This window comes from Glutamicibacter sp. BW80, from assembly GCF_002332385.1.
Lineage (GTDB): Bacteria > Actinomycetota > Actinomycetes > Actinomycetales > Micrococcaceae > Glutamicibacter.
Window position 1 is genome coordinate 220,965 of sequence record NZ_NRGV01000050.1, and the last position, 23,445, is coordinate 244,409.

The following is a 23,445-nucleotide window of genomic DNA, read 5'->3' on the forward strand; positions in this document are numbered from 1 at the left end:
CAAGATTGTTCTGCAAGAGCGCCGAACCTTTCAAGAATGGGATTCGTATTCATGGCATTGAACGCAAGCACGCAGATCGCGCACCCTGCAGACAAGGTCATCGCGACCTTAGCCGATCGCGGTTTCGCCGAGCATCTGACCTCGCTCGCCAAGGGCACGTTGACGAGTTTCACCGTTGAGGGCGACACCAATAGCGCCTTCACCCTGACTACCGTCCGCGCGCTGCCCACCGACCGCGTGCCGGACTTCGCCCGTAAATTCGTGGGCGCTTCCATTGATGTCACGCAGGTTGAGCAGTGGAGCGCACCGGATGCAGCAGGCAATCGTTCGGCATCGGTGAAGATCAACGTGGCAGGCGTCCCGGTGTCGGTCTCCGGCACCGAATCGTTGAGCCCAGCCGGTGAGCAGAGCGAATTCGCTATCGATGCGAAGGTTTCCTCGTCGATTCCGTTCATCGGCGGCAAGCTTGCTTCCGCTGCGGAGCCGTACCTGGGCAAGGCGCTGAACATGCAGGCCGCTCAGGTCAATGAGTGGCTTTCGCGCTAACCGCCGTCAAGAACCAGCGGCAAGATCCCGGGTCGGTGTGAAGATGCGCTCACCCGGGATTTTGTGGTTCGAGCCACGTTTCGCGCTAGTGTTAAAGTCAGGTGTGCCGGGAAGTCTGGTCGGCGAACAAATTTTCATTTATCGAAGTAAGCGAGTTCAACAATGACTCCAACGCCCTCTTCAGGTTCGCCAAGGAACCTGTTTTCGCGCCCAAGCTACAAAGAGTCGGTGCGCATTGGAGATATCCTGCGCAAGGAAACCGTCGGCGGCATGGTCCTCATCGCTGGCGCGATCCTCGCGCTCATTTGGGCCAACACGCCGATGCGCGATTCCTATTTTGCGCTGCGTGATTTCCACTTCGGGCCCACCCTCTTCGGTGTCGACCTGAATCTTTCCATCGGCCACTGGGCAGCCGATGCCTTGCTGGCGGTGTTCTTCTTCTTGACCGGTCTGGAATTGAAGAAAGAATTCGTCATTGGCGATCTGCGCAACGTCAAAACCGCGGCGGTCCCGGTTGCCGCTGCCTTCGGTGGCGTGCTGGTTCCGGCATTGGTCTTCGTGGCTATCGCCGCCGGTTCCGGGGGCGGCACCGAGCTGCTCCGCGGCTGGGCGATCCCCACGGCGACCGATATCGCTTTCGCCGTCGCGGTGCTTGCCGTCATCGGTTCGGCTCTGCCGGCCGCGCTGCGCATCTTCCTGCTGACCCTCGCGGTGGTTGATGACCTGATCGCCATCGTCATCATCGCCTTCGTCTTCACCGACGAGCTCAAGCTGGCCTACCTCGGGCTGGCCCTGATTCCGATCATCCTGTTCACCGTGCTGGCCCGTTCCCTGGGCAAATTCTTCGCCAAGCGCGCCTGGGCGGCGTGGGCGATCCTGTTGCCGCTGGGCGTCATCACCTGGATCTTCATCTTCGGTTCGGGAATTCACGCAACCATCGCGGGCGTGGTTCTGGGCTTCTGCATACCGGTCAAACGCACCGACGGCCGCGAAGGATATGGTTTGTCCGAACTCTTCGAGCACCGCTTCCGTCCGCTCTCTTCCGGTTTCTGCATCCCGATCTTTGCCTTCTTCGCCGCGGGTGTCACGGTGGTTTCCTCCGAATCCGGCGGCGGCGGGCTGTTCACCGACCCGGTGCTCTGGGGCATCGTGCTTGGCTTGGTGCTCGGCAAGCCGATCGGCATCATGGGCTTCACCTGGTTGCTCACCAAGTTCACCAAGGCGTCCTTGGATAAGGACGCCAAATGGGCTGACCTGTTCGGCGTGACGCTGCTGGCGGGTATCGGCTTCACCGTCTCCTTGCTGGTCTCCGAGCTGTCCTTCGGTCTGGAATCGGTGCACTACGAGCATGCAAAGGTCGCAATCCTGGCCGGCTCCTTCATTGCCGCGATCCTCGGCGCCTTGTGGCTGATCCCGCGCAACCGTGGGTACAAGATCATTGCCGCCCGCGAAACACGCGATGACAACAAAGACGGCATCCCGGATGTTTACCAGCCCGGCGACAAAGACTAGCTCTGCTTGACGAAGAAACCCTTGCTCGGCACATTTTCAATGTGCGGAGCAAGGGTTTCTTTATATCTAGCTGTTCTGGCGCTGCCCTGAGATCCGCTCAGGCGCTGGCACCCAGCATGGCGGCTTCGGCTGCCACCCAGGCGAGCATGGCGCACTTAACGCGTGCCGGGAACTTGGAGACACCAACGAATGCCGCAGCGTCTTCCAGCACGTCCTCGTCCGGAACCATGGTGCCCCGCGAGCGCATCATTTCACGGAAGACTTCCAGCTTGTCCAGGAATTCATCCTTGGTCATCTCCGGGAGCATCTCGCTGAGCACCGAGGCGGAGGCCATGGAGATGGAACAGCCATCTCCCTCCCAGCTCATCGCGGTGAAGTGGGCATCGCCATCCAGGGCCACGCGGACACGGATCTGATCCCCGCAGATGGGATTGTGCTGGTGCGATTCCCCATGCAGTTCGCCGTCTGCCGGGTCGACCAAGGGCGAGCCGAAGCGACGCTTGGCATGGTCGAGGATGACCTGTTGGTACAGCTGATCTAGCTCGTTCATTTAAACTCCAAAGTATTCACGCACGGAGGCAACGGCCTCGATCAGCGCGGTAACGTCCTGCTCGGTGTTGTAAAGGTAGGTGCTTGCACGGGTCGTGGCAGATACCCCGAGGGCACGGTGCAACGGCTGGGCGCAATGGTGCCCGACACGCACGGCGATGCCTCGCGAGTCCAGGTACTGGCCCACATCATGCGGGTGGACCCCGATGACCTCGAAAGGCACGGTGCCGATGCGCTTGATGCCGGAGGGACCGAAAACGCGCACGCCTTCCAGCTTGGACAGTCCCTCAAAGAGCATGGCCCCGAGGTGTTCCTCCCAAGCGGCAATGCGATCCATGCCGATCTCGTCCAAGTAGCTGGCGGCGGTAGCCAGCCCGTGGACCTGCGCGATGCGCTGTGTCCCGGCTTCGAAGCGCTGCGGCGACGGAAGAAATTCGGCATGTTCCATATCGACCACGGTGATCATCGATCCGCCGGTCAGGAACGGCGGCATGGCGTCCAGCAGCTCGGCACGGCCGTAGAGGCCGCCGATGCCTGTTGGGCCGAGCATCTTATGTCCGGAGAAGGCCATGAAGTCCACGTCCAGGGCCTTCACGTCAACGGGCATATGCGGGACCGACTGGCATCCGTCCAGCACCGTCAGTGCTCCGACCTTCCGCGCGGCGGTGACAAAACGCGCGACGTCCGTGATGGTGCCCAGGACGTTGGACACATGGGTGAAGGCCACCAATTTGGTCTTCTCGTTGATCAGCTCGTCGAGCAACTCATAGCGCAGTGCCCCGTGCTCGTCGACCGGCACGTAACGCAAGGTCGCGCCGGTGCGGAACGCCAATTCCTGCCAAGGGATCAGGTTTGCGTGGTGCTCGATCTCGGTCACCAGGATCTCATCGCCGGCACCGATCCGGAAGCGTGCGGAAGCCTCGCCGCCACGGCCGAGCGAGGCGTTGGAAAGCGAGTAGGAGATGAGGTTCAACGCTTCGGTGGCATTCGAGGTCCACACCAGTTCGTTGCTGCGCGCGCCGATGAACTTGGCCACGGTCTCGCGTGCCTGCTCGAAAATATCGGTGGCTTCAACGGCGAGGGTATGTGCACCGCGGTGCACTGCCGAGTTGGCGTTCTCGTAGTAATGCTGCTCGGCTTCGTAGACGCAGCGTGGCTTCTGGCTGGTCGCTCCGGAGTCCAAATAGATGAGCTCGGTGCCGTTGACCTGGTGCTCCAGGATTTCAAAGTCTGCTTTGATCCGTGCGACCTCTGCTTGAGAGAGCGCTTCGGTGGTTTCTGGGTGACCGGTAACCGTCTGCACGTGGTCCTCCGAGGTAATGGATGTGGTTTGCCAGATCGCTTAAGCTGATTAGGCAAAGGGTACATTAGCTAATTATTCCACTCTAGAACGCAGAACACATCTAAGTAAGTCCTTAGTTAGCAACCCCTCAGCAAAGGCAAAACGGCCAGAACCCCTGCCGCAGTGGCAAAAATTCTGACCGCTTTGATCGCAATACGATCAGGAAGTGTGAAACTTCTCCTGCGCCGCTTCCAACCCGGAGGACATCAACAGTTCGACTGCGTCCGCCGAATTGTCGATGAGAAACGGCAAAACTTGCTTTTCGGTTTTCGAGAAGTCCTGCAGCACCCAGTCCGCGGTATCCATGCGCCCGGCGGGACGCCCCACGCCGGCACGCACGCGAAGATAGTCCTTGGAGCCCATGGCCTTGGAGATATCGCGCAGCCCGTTGTGGCCGCCTTCTCCCCCGCCGCGCTTGAGCTTGACCGTGTCGAAGGGAATGTCGATCTCGTCGTGGACGACGATCAATTTTTCGATCCCGATGCCAAAGAACTTAGCGAGGTTCGCGACCGGCCCCCCGGAGAGGTTCATGTAGGTCAGGGGTTTGGCCAAGACGATGCGGGGCCCGCCGATGCCTAGCCGGCCCTGGATAATCTGGGCGCGCGAGGTATGGGTTTTGAATTTCGAGCCGGATCGTTGCGCCAACTCGTCGAGCACCATGTGCCCGATATTGTGCCTATTGCCAGCGTAGCCGGGCCCGGGATTCCCGAGCCCGGCTACCAGCCAAGTGTCATTGCTCATGAGTCTTAGCTACTAAAAGCTGTATTGCAGTTCCGAAGACTACAATTACGCAGCGATCAGCAGGTCCATGTGATCAACGGTGCGGTTGATGGCGTGGACCTGAACATCCTTGATCGAGGTGGTAACTTCCTTGCCCTCGATGTTCAGAACCAGCTGAACGCCGCGGTCACGGATGGCCAGGGTGGTCTCGTGGATTGGCAGCAGGATGTGCTGTGGCTCGGAGCCTGCACCGTAGATGACTGCTGGGATCATGCCGTCGCGGCGGGCCTGACGGGCTGCGCCCTTGCCGAAATCGGAACGGACTACGGCGTCAAGGTTGACAGATGCCATGATGAATCTCCTTAGAGTAAATGAATGCTTCTTCTTACGCCCTGCGTGGACCTGGGAAGCATCCATCATCTGGAGATGAAAGAGCTTTTCCGGCCTTGTCGATAACGGCTACATCAAAAAAGATGTTTCCCTCGCCTGGGCACAATGAGTAATTCTACCAGTTACTGACCCCGGAGAAAAAACATGTAGCCCATCCCACATCACCAAGAGATGATACCTTTTGGCTTAGTTCCGCTCCCCCGGTAGCGTGGCAACAATCCAATAGATCAACGGTGAGAATCCGCCTAAACCAAGGAGCACTTGTGGCTACGAAACAACCAGCGATGTCACCGTCCGAAATGCCGGTTTCAGAAGTCTTGGACCGTGCCCCCGGGGCACGTCGAGCCGAGGCCGAGGAGCTGCTGAGCCTCTATCAGGAAATCACGGCAGAGACACCGGTGGTCTGGGCCGGGAAAATCATCGGGTTCGGTGAATACGAATACTTCCACGCCAACGGGCGCAGCGCACGGGCACCGCTCATGGCCTTTGCCCCGGGATCTGCAAAGCACACCCTCTATCTCCAAAGCGGTTTCGCCGAGAAGTGGCCCGAACTGCTCGCGGCGCTCGGCCCGCACCGGGCCAGCAAGGCCTGCCTCTATCTGGGACGGCTATCCAAGATCGATCTGGGCGTGCTTCGTGAGCTGCTCGAAGCCTCTCACACCTTGGCGCGCACCGAGGCCGAGCCGGGCCCGGCTTCCGACGGCTGAGCTTCATGCGCTGGTAAATAGCTTTTAACGGCTTCTGGCCGGCACCCGAAGGTGCCGGCCAGAAGCTTGCGAAACGAGGACTGCTAGGCACGTCCGTCGAAGAGGTTCGTCACCGAACCTTCGTGGAAGACCTCGGAGATGGCGCGAGCCAGCATCGGTGCGATCGAAAGCACGGTGAGGTTCTCGAAGCGCTTCTCTTCAGGGATCGGCAAGGTGTTGGTGACAACCACTTCGGTGGCACCGGACTCGGCCAGACGCTGCGCGGCAGGCTCGGAGAACACCGCGTGGGTCGCGGCGATGATAACGTCCTTGGCTCCGGCTTCCTTCAGCACGCGCACCGCTCCGGCGATGGTTCCACCGGTGTCGATCATGTCGTCGATCAGCACCGCGGTGCGGCCTTCAACCTGGCCCACCACGGTTTTTGACTCGGCCTGGTTAGGCATGGTCAGATCGCGGGACTTGTGGACGAACGCCAGCGGGGCACCGCCGAGGCGTTCGGCCCACTGCTCGGCAACGCGCACGCGGCCGGTGTCCGGGGAGACCACGGTAACCTGCTCCACATCCACCTTCGTGCGGATGTAGTCGGCCAGCAGCGGGAAAGCAAACAGGTGGTCCACCGGGCCGTCGAAGAAGCCCTGGATCTGCGCGGTGTGCAGATCGCAAGAGATCACCCGGTCCGCGCCTGCGGTCTTGAACAGGTCGGCGACCAGACGAGCCGAGATCGGCTCGCGGCCACGGCCCTTCTTGTCCTGGCGGGCGTACGGGTAGAACGGTGCGACCACGGTGATGCGCCGCGCCGAGGCGCGCTTCATCGAATCGATCATGATCAGCTGTTCCATCAGCCAGTTGTTCAGTGGGGCCGGGTAGGACTGCAGCAGGAAGACTTCCTTGCCGCGGACCGACTCATCCGACCGAACGTAGATCTCGCCGTTAGCGAAGTCGTAGGCGTTCAACGGGAGCAGTTCGGTGTCCAGTTCCTTGGCGACTTCCGCTGCCAGTTCCGGGTGTGCCCGGCCGGTGGCCAGGACCAGCTTTTTATCGACATTATGGCTGATTTCACTCATGGGGTTTGCTTTCTCGCTCGCTTCGCTATCACGTATGAGGTGGTCTGAGGAAATGACTTCCTCGCATGAATTACTCGGAATCCGAGCCATTCAATGAGGACTTGAATGCGGCGTCGGCCGAAGGTGTGCCGGGGCGCTTCTCCAGCGTCCAGCCCTCGGTGTTGCGCTGCGGGGCCACGGACAGCGCAAGCGCACCGGCCGGGACGTTTTTGCGGACGATCGCGCCGGCGCCGGTATAGGCGCCGTCCCCGAGTTCTACCGGGGCGATGAACACGGTGTTCGAGCTGGTGCGCACATGCGAACCGATCTTGGTGCGGTGCTTCTTCTCGCCATCGTAGTTGGCGGTGATGTTGCCGCAGCCGATATTGGTGAATTCGCCGATTTCGGCATCCCCGGCGTAGCCGAGGTGCGAGAGCTTGGAGCCGCGGCCGATGGTGACGTTCTTGGTTTCGTAGAACGCGCCGATCTTGCCGTCCGGGCCGAGCTCGGTCCCCGGGCGCAGGTAAGCGAATGGGCCCACGCTGGCTCCCTCGGAGATGCGCGAGTCGGTAGCGTCGGTGCGCTTCACGGTGGCGTTCTGGCCGACCACCACGTTGGTCAAGGTGGTGTCGGGGCCAACTACCGCGTTGGTGCCGATGATGGTCTCCCCGTGCAGCTGGGTGCCCGGCTTCAGGGTGACATCCTGGCCGATGATGACCGTCGCGTCGATCCAGGTGGTGGCCGGGTCAACGATGGTCACGCCCTGGCGCATCCAGAATTCGGCCTTGCGCTCGTTGTAGATGCGGGCCAGATTGGAGACCTGGACGCGGTCGTTCGCGCCCTCGATCTGCCAGCGGTCGGCGATCTGCGAGGAAGCGACGCGGCCGCCACGCGAGCGAGCAATGGCGAGCACGTCGGTCAGGTACATTTCGCCCTGCGCGTTGTCGGTGGTGACCTCGGTCAGCGCCGAACGCAGCATGGCGGCGTCGAAAGCATAGATGCCGGAGTTGATTTCCTTGACGGCAAGCTCGGCTTCGCTGGCGTCTTTCTGTTCGCGGATGCCGGAGACATCCCCGTTTTCATCGCGCAGGATGCGTCCGTAGCCCGAAGGATCATCCAGCTCGGTGGTCAGCACGGTGACCGCATTGCCGCTGGCCTCGTGGGTGACAACCAATCCGGAGAGCACCTTGCTGGTGAGCAATGGCACATCACCGTAGGTCACCACGACGGTTCCTTCGAGGGCTGGATCCACCGCTTCAAGGCCCTGCTGCACGGCGCGTCCAGTGCCGGGAACTTCGTCCTGGTCGGCAATGGTGATGTTCGGGAACTGGCTCAGAATATGTGCCGCCACGAGGTCACGCTGGTGACGCACCACGGCGACCAAGCTCTTGGGCTCCAACGCAGAAGCTGCATGCAATGCGTGGGAAATCATGGAACGACCTGCGATTTCATGCATGATCTTCGGCTTCGCCGATTTCATCCGAGTTCCCGCGCCTGCGGCGAGGACAATAACGGCTACTGGTGCGTTGACCTGATCGCTCAAGTGCTTTCTCCTGCGAAGTCGAGTTTGAGGTTTCCGGCATTGAAGTAAAACCCCGGTGACAGTCTATCGCGCGGAAGAAGATCGGCTTAACTGGCGCCAAAAAGAAAAGCGCCCGCAAGGGGCGCTTGAGCAAAGTGGTTCCGCCCGTAGGATTCGAACCTACAATGCACAGCTCCAAAGGCTGGCGTGTTGCCATTACACCAGGGCGGAAAACGCACCGCGCGGGCTTTACCCGTTTAGCACGCTAATTATTCTGCCACGATCCATGTCCTGAGTGAAATCGCACAACACACCTATGAAACGTTATTTTTGGCCTTTCAGCTGTTCTCCGGCAAAAAATCACCGGTTCCAGGTGATGCGGATCCGACTCGATTTGCCCTGCTTCGTAAACTAGAGGTGTGGCTCATTTACTCGGGGGCGAAACCCTACATCTGGAATATCCCACTCACGTCGTATTCGACTCGGTCACCATCGGCATTTCCGAAGGTGACCGCATCGGGCTCGTGGGACGCAACGGCGAAGGCAAATCTTCGCTACTACGCATGCTCGCGGGCAAGATCGAGCCGCACTCAGGCCGCGTGACTAGACGCAGCGGAGTGCGCGTCGGTGTGCTCGACCAGAGCGATACCTTGGATTCCGACGCCACCGTGCACTACGCGCTGGTCGGCGACATGGAAAACCACGAATGGGCCGGCGAGGCACGCATTCGCGATGTGGTTTCCGGCCTGGTGGCGGACTTGGATTGGGAAGCGAAGATTTCCACCCTCTCCGGCGGCCAGCGACGACGCGTCGCCTTGGCCGCATTGCTGGTCCAGGACTGGGACGTGGTCATCCTCGACGAGCCAACCAACCATTTGGACGTCGAAGGCATTTCGTGGCTGGCAAATCACGTGAAGAATCGCTGGGCGAAGAACTCGGGCGGGCTCATGGTCGTAACCCACGACCGCTGGTTCCTGGACGAGGTCTGCACCGACACCTGGGAAGTCCATGACCGCCTGGTCGAACCCTTCGAGGGTGGCTACGCCGCGTACATCCTGCAGCGCGTAGAACGTGATCGCATTGCGGCTGTGACCGAAGGCAAGCGCCAGAACATGATGAAAAAGGAACTCGCTTGGCTCCGCCGAGGTGCCCCGGCGCGAACCGCCAAACCGAAGTTCCGCATCGAAGCGGCAAACCAGCTGATCGCCGACGTTCCACCGGTTCGCAATCCCCTGGAACTGAAGAAGATGGCAACCACGCGTCTGGGCAAGGACGTGGTGGACCTGCTGGACACCGAGGTCAGCTTCGGTGAGAAGCGCATCCTGAAGCCTTTCACCTGGCGCATCGCCCCGGGTGAGCGCACCGGCCTGCTCGGTGCCAACGGCGCAGGCAAGTCCACTCTCTTGGGCCTGATTGCCGGAACCGTGTTGCCTACCGGCGGCACGATCAAGCGCGGCCAGACGGTTAAGCTCGCGGTGCTGGACCAGCAGTTCCGTGAATTGGAAAAGATCGGCGAGGATCGGGTCCGAGAGATCTTGGCCCGCTACCGCACTACCTTTAATGTGGACGGCAAGGATCTGACCCCGGCGCAGCTTTTGGAGCGCTTGGGCTTCTCCTCGGCACATCTGTCCACCAAGGTCCGGGAACTATCCGGTGGCCAGCGCCGCCGGCTTCAGTTGCTGATGATCCTGATGGATGAGCCAAATGTGCTGATCCTCGATGAGCCGACTAACGATGTTGATACCGACATGCTGGCCGCCCTCGAAGACCTGTTGGATTCTTGGCCAGGTACCTTGATTGTCGTTTCCCACGACCGCTACTTGCTAGAACGCGTCACCGATCAGCAGTACGCAATCCTCGATGGAAACTTCCGTCATGTGCCAGGTGGCGTAGATGAATACCTGGAGCTGCGCAGTTCAGAAAGCTCCAAGGGCTCGGGCAACCCCACAAGCGCTTCCGCAAAGGGCGGCAAAACTGCGGGCGGCTCGGGCGTTGACCGTCGAGCCGCGCAGAAAGAACTGAACGCGAACGTGCGCAAGGTCGGCCAGCTCGACCAGAAGATCAGCAAGCTGAACGAAAAGTTGGCAGCACATGATCAAAGCGACTTCGAAGGTCTGGGCAAGATCACTGCCGAGATTCGTGAACTTCGAGAACAAGTTGACGTCTTAGAAGAACGTTGGCTGGAACTGTCTGAATTAGTCGACTAGTCAACTGCTTCGGGTTCTTCCTGAATAGACGAAATGGTGGCGCAGAAACTTCGGTTTCTGCGCCACCATTTTTATGGAGCAAACGCCCAGAAATGTGTCCCGCTTAGCCCCCGTTCACCGGGCATTTTCTCGGGCGGGGTATACGGGAATGCGAAATCGTTGGATACTCGAAGTTTTGAAAACAGCAGAAGTCAGCTGAGCTCCTGTCCCGTATAGGGACCGGCTTATGGGACGGTATGGGAACATTATGGAATGCCTACCTTTGACCTCCGTCCGTTATCGGCCGGACAAGTGGAATTGCACGACGCTCGACGGAAACGCCGCTGGACCGTCGATCTAGAACCTTTCGAGATTGGGGCCATCTCCGTCACCACGGCGCAGTACGCGCAATTGATGGGTCAAATCGAAACAGGCTCCCAAGCACCTCTGGTAGATATCAATTGGTTGGAAGCCATCAAGTTTTGCAATGCAGCGTCAATGAATGAAGGGCTTGCCCTGCATACATCTTCGAGGCAGGCGAAGTGAGTTGGCAGACTAACGCCTCCGGATACCGCCTGCCCACCGAAGCCGAATGGGAATACGCGTGCCGCGCTGGCACAGTGGGGCCACACTATGGCCCCCTCGATGCCATTGGGTGGACAGCGGATGACAAGCTAGAGAACCCGAAAGAAGTTGGCCAAAAACTACCCAATGCCTTCGGACTCCACGACACCCTTGGAAACGTCTGGGAATGGTGCTGGGATCTACTCGATCCGGCTCGCTACGACGATTACCGAGTCTTCCGCGGGGGAGGTTTTGCTGATAAGTCGTGGAGCGTGCGGGCTTCGACGCGTCGCGGTGGTGCGCCTGGGATGAGCCACCCAGACGTTGGCCTGCGCATTGCGCGGGGTGCTTTCGATGATGAACAGGCAGCGCAAGGCTGGTCAGCCGAGGTTGATTCTGAACGGGGAAAGATAACTGGCATGCTGCCATCCGGGTGGACGCCCCGGCGATACTGAGACTGACCAATGCAGGACAGCCCATATACATTGTGGCTGGTGTCCCACAGGAGGTTCCTCTTACGGACGCGCAAACGCACTGAAAGGGACTTTGGTTCCAGATCCGGAACAAGAGGCTTAACGAAAGAAAGGGCCCACCATCGTGGGCCCTTCAATACCTTCTATGCACCACGCTGCCTATTCGAATGGCGAACCATTGAACAGAGGACCGATCCCGTAGTGCTCCTGTAGTCTACTACTTATGCCTGAAGGATTACCACATGCCAATGTTCCCACTCCCAGGCAGGCCATCGCATGGCTATCGCAACACCGCTACGACAAGTATCTGGCGTTGGCCTCAGGTGATCACTCGCTGGCCATGGAAATCTACTCCTGGAACTCTGAACTCTCTTCGGCAATCCTTCGCGATCTAGCCCATGTGGAAGTCGCAGTTCGCAATGCCCTTGACGGTCAGTTGGCACCGACTTTTCCCGACTGGGCAGCACAACCAACGCCCGGCTGGCTGCAACTGCAAAACGGTACGCAAAGGGTCCGCATGCGACAGCAAAAATTAAACAACGACGGCCTGAAACTACTCCGCCAAGCCCAACGTGACGTCGGAGCGGCCGCCACCCACGGTATGGTCATTGCCAGGCTCTCATTTGGCTTCTGGCAATTCCTCATCACGCCGAGAGTCCGAGAAAGCACGCTCTGGACCCCCTATCTACATCGGGGTTTCCCACGCGGCACAGCCCGGGCGGACGTCTCCAGGTTTCTCGAATCGGCAGTAAGTTTAAGAAATCGGCTGGCCCACCTCGAACCGGTTGCCAGTGCCTCAACCAGTGTCACGGAGCGCTTGGCCGATATGAACGCCCTCTTCAAGCTTGTGGCACCCGAAGTCCATGACTGGATCACGGAAATCAGCGATGTCACAGAAATCATCAACCGCGAACCGGTCAGCGGGCTCGTCTCAGCACGAGTGAACCGAACCCCATGAAAAGGGTGGGAGATTGTGCCCAGTGAAGGTTAGGCTTACGGAACCTGCGCTGGATACAAGGTTAGAGGGTGTGTCCACCAAATCCCATTTAGCCGGCCACCTAACCGTTGCGATAGAAATGATGAATTATTTTGCAATGAGTCAGACCATGAACAAGGCACTAACCGGAACCAGCTCTATACGCTTCGAGCGCGGGTAGGGTGTGAAGAATGAACGCGAAATCAGCAGCCGGTATTCGATTACTCTCTTGGTCAGGTACAGGGATGGCGATCTTGTCCTTGCTAGCAATACAGTCATGGGCAGGGCAAATCATTTTTCTGTCGCTGGGTTCCTTATTCTTCATCCTTTCGGCACAGCGAATAGCGAAACTTGAGGCTTTCAGCGCGCATGTGCCGAAGAATGTCCCGTTTTATCTTGCCATAGCATCAGCGATAGCGTGTCTCGTACGTTTTTCGATTTTGACTCTGACGTCGATACCGGCTCAGCATGGTGAATACGTTTCGAGGAATCAGAATCCAATGGTTACCTTTGTTGCTAGCAATACAGGATTCTTCTACATTTTTTCCTTAGTATTGCTGTTTGGCATGGCTCTAGCCACTCTTGTTTTTCTATCTATACCGACCCGCGAAAAAACCCGCGAAGCTCTCTCGTAAGTTGTCGCACGAGCCAACTGTAGATTCACGAATTCTGATATCGAATTAATGCCTCAGGCTGGACTCGACTGATATTCCTGTTCCAAGTAGCTGTCGAAGATCTTAGCTGTCCGTAGAGGGTTCCTGCTACGAGACGGGTTTGGCTTGATTCTGTCCCGTAGCGGAACCTTGACCGGTGCAGGCGAAGCTCTTCTGATGCCCCCTGAGCGTAATCACGGCAATGGAGCTGGCCCTCCGCTGAGGCCTGGTAGATACATCCACGGAAGTGCAAGTGAACTGACTAGTCTCGACTTTTCTTCTTCGTGAAGAAGCCCGCGCCAATCAATCCGATTGTCACGATTACGCCGATCATAATGACGTCGGCACTTTCCATGTCGTTACCCCCGGTCGGTCTTCGGTTTTCTTACACTATAGCTTTTCACGGGATGGCCAAATCGAGGTGAAGCCCCGCTGTCCCATAAAGCGTTCCTTCTCCGGGCACTGGGTGCTGTGAAAGAATGTTTTGGTGAATTGCTTGGATGATGAGTTGCAGTTGGTCCTGAGTCTTGAGCCAGACGGAATCAATGAGGCCGCATTGATTTGGGCCCGCGCCACAGCCGTGCGCGACCAACGTCCAGAGCCGCTTACCGGCGAAGAAAAAATCCTTGGAATCCAACGGCGATTACAGCTGGAGGGAGCTAAACTCCTCGTTGCCAACCGCGAAGACTCCTGCGTGGGATTCGCGCTCTTTGCACCTCACGAAGAAAGCCTAGAGATCTTCTACCTTGCAGCCACCCCCGAGGTGTGGGGCAGTGGCGTGGCAAGTAGCCTGCTAGTCGCCGTTGAAGAATACGCCAAGAGTATCGGTCGCGCGGCTCTGGAACTATGGGTCATCGATGACAACAGTCGTGCTCTTGCCGTTTACGAGGGATCTGGATTTGTCGGTACTGAACAGGTGAAGCATGACCAATTATCGGGCCAGATTGAGCGACGGATGCTAAAGGAAATTTGTTAGTTGGCCGCTACGGCCTAAACCCAACCGCCGATGTCCCGCAGGTGGTTCTTGAGCCGACGTTGCCTCCAGCCTATATAGGCTCGTTCTTTCCTAGTTCCAAGGTCGCTAGGCTGAGAACATGAAACCTGGAAGATTGAAGGCTATTGGAACGGTCCTGCTGCTCTTGGCCATTGTTGGCACGCTTAGCAGCTGGTCAGTGACCGGCGATGATCGCATTGCCTCTACCGTCATCAACGTACTTCTATTCTTAGTCGGAGCAGTAGCAATATTTCTGGGATACTGGCGTTCTCGCGTTCGAGGAACCGCGACGGCACAAAAACGAATCGGCTGACTCTGAACAGGTAACTTTGAATTCTGTATAGCCGTCCCGCAAAGCGTTCCCCAAACGGGGGAGATTCGGGAAAAGAAAAACTCCGGGTCCGCCAAGGCGAAATACCGGAGTTTCCAATTCATGGCCCGAGTAACATGAAACAGCGGTCATCAAGGGCTTGCAAATCAACCTTACCTTGAAAGGTGACATATGGCGAAGGCATCGGGCAACGATACTTGGATCGAGAACTGGCTGAGCATGGACCGCTTTTCCACCTACCTCGAAGTCGCGGGAGGCTCTCGCACACGCGCCCTGGACCTATATGACTGGAACGCCAAGCTCAGTGCCGCTTTTCTCCACGACCTCAGCCACCTCGAAGTCGGCCTGCGGAACGCGTGCGACCGCCAACTTGCAGCAGCGACACTCCCAGGTGACACGCATTGGACCGACCCAGCTACGCTACTTGCCCTATTCCCCATTGTGATGCGACGAAACAAGCTGACCGGTCGGTTGCATGACGTGAACAAGATTCCCAGGAGCAACGTCGAGCGCGCCCGAACAAGCGCAGCAACAAAGCCACATGCCCCGCCATTGCCAGGGAAGACAGTCGCTGAGATCATGTTCGGCTTCTGGACCTATCTCTTGGCTGACGCGCATGAAAAAACGATCTGGGTTCCCCATCTCCACAAGGCGTTCCCTCCAGGGACAGACCGGAACCGACTCAACGACTCACTTGCCTCGCTTCGTCGCTTTCGGAACCGAGTGGCCCACCATGAGAACATTCTCCGTGGCTCGGAGGGTGAACGTCGCCGAATCGTCTATCTGGTGCGATTGCTGTCTACCGATGCGCTGGAGCATCTCCAAGCCAACAGCGACGTCGCCACGATTCTGGGGACGCGCCCATAAGGGTTTAGTGTATTGGAGTGTCCCGGTAGACGTTCCTCTTGTGCGCATCGAAATCGATCGTTCAGGAAATCAATTCAGGTGGGCACTTATCCCTCTTGTCCTAGACTGATGGCAGGATGGAGATATGCAGCACACTGTCCCTATCTACAGCATCGCGAAATCCTACACCGCCGCCGCTGTTCTCTTGACGTTTAATCCGCAACTACACATCGGTGATCGCCTGGTCTGGCTACCAGCGCATTTGAAATCTCTGTCGTTCGAAGACTTGCTCTCACACCGTTCCGGGCTCAATGATTATTTTGTTTGGCCGGACTATCGAGCTGCAGTAGAGAACGCCGCAGAACCTTGGGACGCAATGGACATCATTGCGCGTGCAGAGGTGCAAAACCCTGGCGGATTTAACTATTCAAATATCGGGTACCTACTTCTACGCTTAGCTCTCGAAGATTTCCACCAGAAGCCTTTTTACAACGTGCTCGACAACTTGATCTTTAGCCCTCTTGGTATTCAAGCCTCTCCTTTTGATTCCCTTGATGATTGGGAACAATGCAATCATCCCGCGATCACTGAGAAACTGCGCAACTACCACCCAGGATGGGTGTACACCGGAACTTTCGCAGCCACACCCGATGAAGCTGCACGTGGAATTGCGTTAATCATGCGAAACGAGCTGGGGTCGGCCGTGCCTGAAACAATGTCGAAAACCCATTTGGTTGGTGCTCCGCAGAATCATCCGATGTCGCCGGAAGCTGGATACGGGCTGGGACTTATGACGCGCGGTCTACCTCCAGTAATTGTTGGGCATGGTGGGCAAGGTCCAGGGTTTAATCACTTCGCTGCAGTCAGTTCCGATGGTTCCCGCTGGTGCGGAGATACGAGCGCGCAGGAAGGTGAAGATCACGATTTGATTCGTCGATGCGTGGCCGCTGTGACCAACGATGATCTCACGGTGTCCCAGTAAAGGTTCCTCAATCGGAACGATCAGTTATCGCAATCAGGGTCATGCCACACCTTAGATCTGGCGGCAGGCCAGCGCCCACCTTCCGGAACGGTGCGACTGTTCCGTTTGGAAAAGTGCGCCTCGCTGGTTCTCGATTCGAAATGAATGAATTGGCATGGTCTGCGATTAGTTGTCCCGACACTGTTTGCCGCACAGCGACTCCGCGGTTCGAGCGCCGAGCTCGTCTACAAGTTTTGGGTCCAAGCTGTCAGCGGCAACTCGCGCAATCCCCCTACCTAAATCAGCGCTAAAAGACGGATTGGCCCGAAGCCGCAACGACGCCTGAGCGAGTACGGTGGAGTGTTTTCACCAGCATCACGGCGAACACCACGGCCAGTACATCAGCGGCCAGCACCATGAGCAGTGAAGCATGAGCTGCAATCCATAACGGATTCGCATTGGGTAGCATCTGGGCGGGATCGACTCCAGCGGCCGCCTCCATTCGATTGACGGCGGCGCTGTCCGCAATCTGCCAGAGAAAGAAAAATGCTACGACTGCGACATTAAGGCCCAGCAGCGTCAAACCGCCAAGAACCCCGAGTAGCTTATTGAAATCTCTTGGCATTCGCACTCCTAATTACAGCCGTTCCGAACGGATTCCCAGAGCCGCCGGATGAGCAACTTCGAGTCCAATCCCTATTATTCCCGCTTTGGCGCACCGGGGGTTCTCCGTGTCGGGGCGGCCCAGCCGGATACCGGACGGCAGTCGATGCCCTTGGCCGCGGGAGACCGGCCAGACAGTTCGCTGGATCGGTTGTCTGTGTCCCGGCACGGTCCAGGGCTTCTGGATGAGGGACTTTTTCTGCCCCACGAATCACTGCACTCGGTCAAATACCGAGCCCCGGCCCGGCATAATGATTCGGCCCCGGGCGATCAGCGACGTGGAGGCGAAAGCCGGTCCCGACGACGCGCAACGGCCAGGAACACCACGGTAGCCACCGAGCACACCAAGATGGCGACGATGCTGGCTTCCGGCCCGAAGCTTCCCCCGGAAAGCCAGTCCGGTCCGCTGGTCACCGCGGTGACCAGCGAATCGCGGGCCTCGGAACCCGAGGTGATCGATCCGAAAAGGCCCGTTGTCGCAAAGTTCCAGCCGAAGTGCACTCCGATCGCCAGCCAAAGCGATCCGGTGGCAAGGTATGCGGCGCCCAGCATGATTCCGGCTTCGATCATGATGGCGAAGGCGCCCGGCAGCGAAGCATCCGGATTCACCAGGTGAACGAGCCCGAAGAGGATCGCCGAGGCGCCAAGTGCCACGGCTGTGCCCCAGCGGCCGCGCAGCAGGCGGAACACGACTCCGCGGAAGAAGACTTCTTCCGAAACGGCGATCGCGCACATCATTCCGGCGACGGCCAGCATGCCGGATATGGACCCCCAGCCGGTGATCGTGTACGCGCCGCAGAGGGCGAGGATGCCCACCGTCGCGCCGGACATCAGCACTCCGAGCCCTGTGCCGGCCAGCAGGTGGCGGACGCCGTGGTCCGATGGGAATTCTTCTACCTTGCGGCGTTCGACCCTTCGACCGGTCCAGATGTACAGGCAGATCATGGCAGCAGCCAGGATGGGGCCGATGGCCAGCGCGGCCACAGGGTTGCGCGGCCAGGCGACGATGGCGTTAGTCGCCAGCATCGCCACGGCTAATCCGGTGACCATAATGGCCGTTTTGATCCAGGAACGCGTTCCGGGGTCCTTGACCCCGCGCTTGGATGCTGGCTTGAGGTCCTGCGTGGACTTAGTCATTTTTGCTCCTTATCCCATACTCGATTTCGGGGTGTGAGCATGACGTTACGGCGTTCGAGAACACGGCAAATCCCCCGCGAGCGGACACTTGGGATCCCTCGCTCGGGGGACCCTCAGGACCAGGCGGCGAGTCCCGTTCTGTGCGCGAGCACTACGGCCTGCACCCGGTCACGCACCTCAAGCTTGGTCAGGATGCGCGACACATAGGTCTTCACCGTCTCATGGCTGATCACCAGTTGGGCCGCGATCTCAGCGTTTGACAGCCCCTCGGCGATGAGGATCAGCACTTCGCGTTCCCGTGCGGTGAGCGCTTCGAAGATCGCAGCATCCTGCGCGGAGGGCCGCAGCCGGTCAGCGTAGCGTCCGATCAAGGATCTGGTCACCGCCGGTGCGATCAGCGAGTCGCCGGCAGCGATGGTCCGGATGGCCGCCGCCAGCTCGGCAGGCCTGGCATCTTTGAGCAGGAAGCCGCTCGCTCCGGCACGCAGCGCGTCGTACACCAGAGAGTCCAAGGAGAATGTGGTCACCACCAGGACGCGTGCGGCATCCGAAACCTGCGGCCCGGCTATTCTCCTGGTCGCTTCGATCCCGTCCAGCAGCGGCATGCGGATGTCCATCACTACGACATCGGGGCATTCGCGGCGGGTGACCCGTACGGCTTCTTCCCCGTCTGCCGCCTCGCCGATAACCGCAAGATCGGGCTGGGCATTGATGATCGTCGCGAATCCGGCGCGCACAAGCTCTTGGTCATCGCAGATCACGACGCGGATCGGCATGTTCGCCGCGGCCGCGCTCACCGCGGAATCCGCACGCGCACCACGAACCGCTGGTCCACCGGTTCGGCCTGCAGCTCCCCGCCTGCCAGTTCCACCCGTTCACGCATACCGATGATCCCCCGGCCTCCCGATACTGATGCCATTCTCTTGCGGCGGCGGCCGGAACTGGCCACTTCGACCATGATCTCATGTTGGCCGTAGGCGACTTCCACCGTTGCGGCACCGTCGCGCGAGTGCTTCATCGCGTTCGTGAGACTCTCTTGGACCACCCGGACTATCACCAGTCCGGTGGCTCCCGTCAATGGGCGCCGCTCGCCGCGTTCCACGAATTCGACTAGCTGACCGGCCGAGCGGGCCCGTGCGACGACGTCGCTAACCTGCTGCTCGGCGGGCGCACGGGTGCTCTCAGCCTTCCCGTCCAGCGCCCCGAGCAGGCTGCGCAAGTCCTCCAGCGTGGTTCTGCCCCCGTCGGCGATGGAGGCCAGCAGATCCAGCGTCCCCCGATCGAGATTCGGACGAAACTGACCGGCCTCGGCCTGCACCACCATCGCGGTCACATGATGGGCGACCACGTCGTGCAGCTCGTGGGCGATCCGCGCCCGTTCGGCCGTGATCGTCTCCCGTTCGGCCGCCTCGGTGCGGCTGCGACGCATCGCGGCCTGCGATCGGAGCCACGAGCCGAAGAACCACAGCGCCGCCAGAAGCGCTCCGAAGGCCAGCGCGTCGGAGACTGTCAGGGACGCGTCGAGCGGAATCAGCGCCGCGACGAGCGCGGCATAGCCGCCTAGGACGAGCAGCGAAGTCAGCATCCGGTGCCGCTGGACCAATGCCCCCGCGCCCACCAGGGCAACGAGCAGGCCGAGGGCGGCGAAGGTGGTGGGGAACCCGAGCAATTGGTACGCCGCGAACGCCGCAAAGGCCAGCGCCAAAGACCACTGCGGCCAGCGGCGCAGTATCGCGACCGAGCCTCCCTGGATCACGATCAGACAAACGCCGAGCGGATTGAGCGGGTGATCGGGCGACGCGGCCAGCTCGAGCCCCTGCTGCGCCACACCCGGCACGAACGACAAGCCGATGAGAACGACAGCGGACACGACTTCCTACTTGAGTTGCGCCACCGGAAATCGGACAGTCTTCATCCCAAAATCGTACCCGGATGCCCAGGGCGCAGGTGATGCCGCGGCGGGCAGCGCCGCGATGACGGTTCCATCTGCCGGCGTTCCCCCAAGGGCCTGCGAGCGGGCACAGGAAGGTTGCTTCGCTGACGCCGGCGGCAGATCCGGATGATGTAGGTCAATGATCCGAGTACTGCGGTGCGGAAGTAAATGCCGCCAAACCGAGTGGATACGTTGACCTTGAGGCAGTCTCCGCTGTAACCGCCTCGCGTGTTGACAGCCGCGACCCCGTGGCGAATGGCTGTAGCCTACAAGGTGAGCACGATCTTGCAGCGAAAACAATGATCGTGGTTGCCCCTTGGAGTCAGTCCGGCGGTTGAGTTTTCAGCGGTGAGGCATTTGGCGTCACGATTCGATCCACTAAGGAAGGTCCCGTTTTGCATTCGTCCTTTATCCCGCCGCGTCAGGTCAATATCGGCGACGCGGCAGCATTCGTCGGCACCACACCGCAGGCCATCCGTCGCTATCACGAGATTGGCCTGCTCCCCGAGCCCGAACGGGGCAGCGATGACCGCCCCCGATACGGCTACGAAGACATGATCCGGCTGCTGTGGATCCACAAGATGACCGGCGCCGGGTTCGCCTCGGAGAAGATCCGTGACGCCTTTGCCGGCACGGCTCCTGTTGGTGCCGACAGCGTGCAAAACGCCGCTATCGCGCAACGCATGCGCACCCCAGATGGCAGAATGGGATTACTTTCCGACTTCGTCACCTGCCGCCTCAAGCCCCTGCCCAAGGGCTCCCTGCGCCAGGCGGATCTGGACAGCCTGCTGGTCACAGAGCGGATCTTCGGCCCGCTCGGCGCGGCCCTCCAAGCCACCCGTTTCATTGCCATAGCGACCCACCCGGGTCTGCAAGAAGAATCCGACCGTGTTGATATCGCCGAGGAGGCACTCGATGACACGATCGCTGCCGAGGACCCGCGTGTGGCACTGGTGGCTGCCAAACGGCACGCATTCGAATTGCAGCTGCACGCAGTCATCGAGGGTTCCAGCCTGGCGCTGAGCGACGAAGCGATCGTCGACTCCTGGGACGCGTTGCACCCCGAGAACGAAGATGAAGATGAGAGCGGAGTCGACCAAGACCCTGGCACGGGGCCAGAGACCATGAGCGCAATCGAAGCTATTGGAAAGATGCCCTATGATTTCTCCCCGGCCCGCCTGCGCTGCATGGAATTGGCCGAAGAACTCGCCGCCAGCCAGTCACCCGATTCTTGAACAAGGCCCCTCGTCCTGAACAAGGAAGTCTGCTCAGATATCCGTTGCGCCAGTCGAGGTTCCTTGCGGCACCTTGGTTCAGATATCGCGCTTGGGAGCAGCATGTCGATGGCCCGGCCCGAGAACGTGCCCGTTGCGGGTGCCCCTAGCGGACCGAGCACTTGTTGGAAACAGGGCTTCGCCGCGCCATGGGTTCGGGTCCCGGCCAGCGACCGGCCTACGGGACAAATCAACGTGGAGCACCCCTTTTGGAGCGGTCTAAGCCAGCACCCCTTCAAACGGATTGCAAAAAGGAAATCACGTTGCCGTTCAGGAAACAGAACACTGTCTTCCACGACGGACCACAAGCACTCCATGGTGCCGGAGCATACCAACCCGAGCATGGACAAGGATTCAATTCGAGAGTTGCTGGCAATCTTCACTGGCCGCTGCTTCCTGCGTCTTCGGCGGCCCTCACCGACGGGCAGACAAGCACCAGCTGCCTTTCTGGCCTTCGAGGGCATCAACGTCTAGGCTCAGCACTAACAGCAAACGATGGAGGAACCATGGCAACGCAAAGAGTGTCGCCACACACGGGCTCGGAATCACTGAACAAGCTGTCCGTCGCGGCCCTAGCCCTTGCGGCCTTAACCCTTTTGAGCATGTGGTTCCTTGGCAACTCGGGTCTGGCGATCTTTGCGGTGGGCGCGGGCCACGTTTCGCTAAACCAGATCACCCGGCAGGGCGGTCGCGGCCGCTGGCTCGCAATCGTTGCGCTCGTGATCGGATACGCCGTTGCCGCCCTCTCGTTCTATTCAATTCTGACTGCCATCCCACTGTTGATCCAGTCCTACATGGCCTGACGCCGTATTTGACGAGCAAGGTTTCTTGGCCGGCGGTAAAGCCAGCCCGAGGGTTCGTTTCCTATTTATTGATGCTTCCCATCTCAACGGCTTCATCGGCATTGAGGTTGTTTCCCATCAGGCGGACTATCCGGGTCTTTCGCGGAATGCCGAAAGCCCCGGATAGTCCGCCTGTTCGTCCACCCACCGGAGCGCCTGGGATACACCCTGCACCTCAACGAGCGCATAGGCATCCAGGTTCCACGCATTCCCGGGGTGCGGTTGCGACCAAAAATTGACCCGATAGCAGGGCGAACTCACCGAGGCGCGCGGTTCGGCGTGGACAGTTCCCATGCCGCGCATGGCACCAAGATACAAGGCTGTGCGGTGGAGTTCTAGAACAGCCAGTTGCCTGGTCGGCATGAATTATTTGAACCGTAGAATCGCATCTGGTGAGGGTTCCGTATACCCTGCACTTGTTTTCTGGCGCCGAGCATGGCCGAAGAACCGCTGGACGTTGACTCTAATGTGCTCGCATCTCGGGAGCCGCTTGCGCAGTCAGGCAGTCTCTTACTTCACAAACCATGCCGGGTGGTCAATCACCGTGGTTGCCGGTTCGCGCAGGCGGCCTAGCCACCGCCGCCGGCCCGTTGCGGCATCATGAATCATGGAAGTCCGCTGGCTCCGGTGCGATGCGTTTGGCCATGAGGCAGAATTTGTTGCCCTCCGGGTCAGCGAGAACTTGCCAACTGCCCGACGGGACAACATCAGTCGGCGTCGCCCCCAACGACAGGAGCCGTTCCAGCTCTTCCGCCTGGCCGCTATCTGTCGGACACAGATCGAAGTGCAACGTTTCGGTTCCGCGCACGTCGTCGTCCGTACGCAGGAACAGCATCGTCGGGGCATTTGCAGCTCCGGAGACCGCGACTCCCGTCTCGTCCGCCCCCGTGATCCGGTAGCCGAGCGCGGCGCACCAAAAACGAGCCAAGCGTTCCGGATTCCGTGCCTTGATCACGATGTCCGCGATTCGACTAGCCATGCACTCCACCCGCTTCCTGCTCGCCGACCGTGCGGCTTTCGAATTCGTGGCAAGCCCGCGTGGCTGGAACTCGCACGGGCCGGCAAACCGTCAGGATCCCATCGCTTCAGGCGCCGATCGCCAACCGGACAACTCTGAGCGCGCCGCCGCCAAATAGCTTTGCGAGAATCCCGCCGTTGATCTCTGCGATTCACAGTACACCCAGCAAGATGTGATGCCGTATATGGAAAAGCTCCCACTCATCCGGCGAGCGCCGCACTTCCACTACGCCACTCTCCTCTTCGATCCAAGCAATTCATGTC

At 59.5% G+C, this 23,445-nt stretch carries 24 protein-coding genes, 1 tRNA gene and 1 pseudogene; 13 read left to right on the top strand and 13 right to left on the bottom strand.

All coding sequences use genetic code 11. The features are described from left to right. Window positions 1–51: 51 nt before the first annotated feature. The gene (locus CIK76_RS14290) at window positions 52–546 is read left to right on the top strand and encodes a DUF2505 domain-containing protein (protein ID WP_096287575.1); all 495 of its coding nucleotides are present in this window, start codon (window positions 52–54) and stop codon (window positions 544–546) included. 228 nt (window positions 547–774) lie between these two features. After that, window positions 775–2,058 carry a Na+/H+ antiporter NhaA gene (nhaA, locus tag CIK76_RS14295; protein ID WP_308727270.1) on the top strand — a complete coding sequence of 428 codons (1,284 nt, stop codon included), beginning with the start codon at window positions 775–777 and terminating at the stop codon, window positions 2,056–2,058. A 97-nt stretch (window positions 2,059–2,155) separates the two neighbouring features. Here nhaA and sufU read toward each other — a convergent pair whose 3' ends face one another. From sufU to CIK76_RS14315, 4 genes are all read right to left on the bottom strand, one after another. Next, window positions 2,156–2,608: a Fe-S cluster assembly sulfur transfer protein SufU gene (gene sufU / locus CIK76_RS14300; RefSeq protein ID WP_096287579.1), complete on the bottom strand. Its 453-nt coding sequence runs from the start codon at window positions 2,606–2,608 to the stop codon at window positions 2,156–2,158. Beyond that, the gene (locus tag CIK76_RS14305) at window positions 2,609–3,910 is read right to left on the bottom strand and encodes a SufS family cysteine desulfurase (protein ID WP_096287581.1); all 1,302 of its coding nucleotides are present in this window, start codon (window positions 3,908–3,910) and stop codon (window positions 2,609–2,611) included. A gap of 198 nt (window positions 3,911–4,108) precedes the next feature. Then, window positions 4,109–4,690 carry an aminoacyl-tRNA hydrolase gene (pth, locus tag CIK76_RS14310; RefSeq protein WP_096287583.1) on the bottom strand — a complete coding sequence of 194 codons (582 nt, stop codon included), beginning with the start codon at window positions 4,688–4,690 and terminating at the stop codon, window positions 4,109–4,111. Between the two features lie 45 nt (window positions 4,691–4,735). Next, complete coding sequence (locus tag CIK76_RS14315; protein ID WP_096287585.1) at window positions 4,736–5,020, bottom strand: 50S ribosomal protein L25; 285 nt, start codon at window positions 5,018–5,020, stop codon at window positions 4,736–4,738. Window positions 5,021–5,322: 302 nt separating this feature from the next. Here CIK76_RS14315 and CIK76_RS14320 point away from each other — a divergent pair, with 302 nt between their 5' ends. Beyond that, window positions 5,323–5,766: a DUF1801 domain-containing protein gene (locus CIK76_RS14320; RefSeq protein WP_096287587.1), complete on the top strand. Its 444-nt coding sequence runs from the start codon at window positions 5,323–5,325 to the stop codon at window positions 5,764–5,766. Window positions 5,767–5,849: 83 nt separating this feature from the next. Here CIK76_RS14320 and CIK76_RS14325 read toward each other — a convergent pair whose 3' ends face one another. The 3 genes from CIK76_RS14325 to CIK76_RS14335 form a co-directional block, all read right to left on the bottom strand. After that, on the bottom strand, window positions 5,850–6,830 hold the full coding sequence (locus tag CIK76_RS14325) for a ribose-phosphate diphosphokinase (protein WP_096287589.1): 981 nt from the start codon (window positions 6,828–6,830) through the stop codon (window positions 5,850–5,852). A 70-nt stretch (window positions 6,831–6,900) separates the two neighbouring features. Continuing rightward, window positions 6,901–8,352 (bottom strand): bifunctional UDP-N-acetylglucosamine diphosphorylase/glucosamine-1-phosphate N-acetyltransferase GlmU, encoded by a 1,452-nt coding sequence (gene glmU, locus CIK76_RS14330; RefSeq protein ID WP_096287591.1) that lies wholly within the window; start codon window positions 8,350–8,352, stop codon window positions 6,901–6,903. Window positions 8,353–8,487: 135 nt separating this feature from the next. After that, window positions 8,488–8,562, bottom strand: a tRNA-Gln gene (locus CIK76_RS14335). Between the two features lie 188 nt (window positions 8,563–8,750). Between CIK76_RS14335 and CIK76_RS14340 the strand changes: the two genes are divergently transcribed. The 7 genes and pseudogenes from CIK76_RS14340 (at window position 8,751) to CIK76_RS14370 (ending at window position 16,336) form a co-directional block, all read left to right on the top strand. Beyond that, window positions 8,751–10,538, top strand: coding sequence for an ABC-F family ATP-binding cassette domain-containing protein (locus tag CIK76_RS14340; RefSeq protein WP_096287593.1), 1,788 nt, complete (start codon window positions 8,751–8,753; stop codon window positions 10,536–10,538). 252 nt (window positions 10,539–10,790) lie between these two features. Then, window positions 10,791–11,536, top strand: a pseudogene (locus CIK76_RS14345) (SUMF1/EgtB/PvdO family nonheme iron enzyme). Between the two features lie 241 nt (window positions 11,537–11,777). Then, window positions 11,778–12,512, top strand: a complete 735-nt coding sequence (locus CIK76_RS14350; protein ID WP_096287595.1) for a DNA-binding protein — start codon at window positions 11,778–11,780, stop codon at window positions 12,510–12,512. A gap of 209 nt (window positions 12,513–12,721) precedes the next feature. Further along, window positions 12,722–13,165, top strand: coding sequence for a hypothetical protein (locus CIK76_RS14355; protein ID WP_141393567.1), 444 nt, complete (start codon window positions 12,722–12,724; stop codon window positions 13,163–13,165). Between the two features lie 514 nt (window positions 13,166–13,679). Further along, window positions 13,680–14,159 (top strand): GNAT family N-acetyltransferase, encoded by a 480-nt coding sequence (locus tag CIK76_RS14360; RefSeq protein ID WP_176484227.1) that lies wholly within the window; start codon window positions 13,680–13,682, stop codon window positions 14,157–14,159. Between the two features lie 520 nt (window positions 14,160–14,679). Then, window positions 14,680–15,375 (top strand): Abi family protein, encoded by a 696-nt coding sequence (locus CIK76_RS14365; RefSeq protein WP_217990399.1) that lies wholly within the window; start codon window positions 14,680–14,682, stop codon window positions 15,373–15,375. Between the two features lie 124 nt (window positions 15,376–15,499). Further along, window positions 15,500–16,336: a serine hydrolase domain-containing protein gene (locus tag CIK76_RS14370; protein ID WP_096287601.1), complete on the top strand. Its 837-nt coding sequence runs from the start codon at window positions 15,500–15,502 to the stop codon at window positions 16,334–16,336. A gap of 286 nt (window positions 16,337–16,622) precedes the next feature. Here the strand turns inward: CIK76_RS14370 and CIK76_RS14375 are convergent, their stop codons facing one another. The 4 genes from CIK76_RS14375 to CIK76_RS14390 all read right to left on the bottom strand — a co-directional run bounded on the left by CIK76_RS14375 (window position 16,623) and on the right by CIK76_RS14390 (window position 19,985). After that, complete coding sequence (locus CIK76_RS14375) at window positions 16,623–16,940, bottom strand: hypothetical protein (protein WP_096287603.1); 318 nt, start codon at window positions 16,938–16,940, stop codon at window positions 16,623–16,625. Window positions 16,941–17,248: 308 nt separating this feature from the next. Beyond that, window positions 17,249–18,115 (bottom strand): CPBP family intramembrane glutamic endopeptidase, encoded by an 867-nt coding sequence (locus CIK76_RS14380; RefSeq protein WP_096287605.1) that lies wholly within the window; start codon window positions 18,113–18,115, stop codon window positions 17,249–17,251. Between the two features lie 113 nt (window positions 18,116–18,228). Continuing rightward, window positions 18,229–18,891, bottom strand: coding sequence for a response regulator transcription factor (locus CIK76_RS14385; protein ID WP_096287799.1), 663 nt, complete (start codon window positions 18,889–18,891; stop codon window positions 18,229–18,231). Between the two features lie 17 nt (window positions 18,892–18,908). Further along, window positions 18,909–19,985 carry a histidine kinase gene (locus tag CIK76_RS14390; RefSeq protein ID WP_096287607.1) on the bottom strand — a complete coding sequence of 359 codons (1,077 nt, stop codon included), beginning with the start codon at window positions 19,983–19,985 and terminating at the stop codon, window positions 18,909–18,911. 458 nt (window positions 19,986–20,443) lie between these two features. Here CIK76_RS14390 and CIK76_RS14395 point away from each other — a divergent pair, with 458 nt between their 5' ends. Both CIK76_RS14395 and CIK76_RS19440 read left to right on the top strand, forming a co-directional pair. Next, window positions 20,444–21,283 carry a MerR family transcriptional regulator gene (locus CIK76_RS14395; protein WP_096287609.1) on the top strand — a complete coding sequence of 280 codons (840 nt, stop codon included), beginning with the start codon at window positions 20,444–20,446 and terminating at the stop codon, window positions 21,281–21,283. Window positions 21,284–21,828: 545 nt separating this feature from the next. Next, the gene (locus tag CIK76_RS19440; protein WP_176484228.1) at window positions 21,829–22,125 is read left to right on the top strand and encodes a DUF4190 domain-containing protein; all 297 of its coding nucleotides are present in this window, start codon (window positions 21,829–21,831) and stop codon (window positions 22,123–22,125) included. A gap of 126 nt (window positions 22,126–22,251) precedes the next feature. On the opposite strand, the gene CIK76_RS14405 is transcribed toward CIK76_RS19440, so the two are convergent. Together CIK76_RS14405 and CIK76_RS14410 are read right to left on the bottom strand one after the other, a co-directional pair. Continuing rightward, window positions 22,252–22,527, bottom strand: a complete 276-nt coding sequence (locus CIK76_RS14405; RefSeq protein ID WP_141393569.1) for a hypothetical protein — start codon at window positions 22,525–22,527, stop codon at window positions 22,252–22,254. A gap of 235 nt (window positions 22,528–22,762) precedes the next feature. Beyond that, window positions 22,763–23,143 (bottom strand): VOC family protein, encoded by a 381-nt coding sequence (locus CIK76_RS14410; protein ID WP_096287615.1) that lies wholly within the window; start codon window positions 23,141–23,143, stop codon window positions 22,763–22,765. Here CIK76_RS14410 and CIK76_RS19445 point away from each other — a divergent pair. Next, a complete protein-coding gene (locus tag CIK76_RS19445) occupies window positions 23,142–23,300 on the top strand; it encodes a hypothetical protein (RefSeq protein WP_176484229.1) in 159 nt (52 codons plus the stop codon). The genes CIK76_RS14410 and CIK76_RS19445 overlap by 2 nt on opposite strands. The last annotated feature ends 145 nt before the right edge of the window (window positions 23,301–23,445 follow it).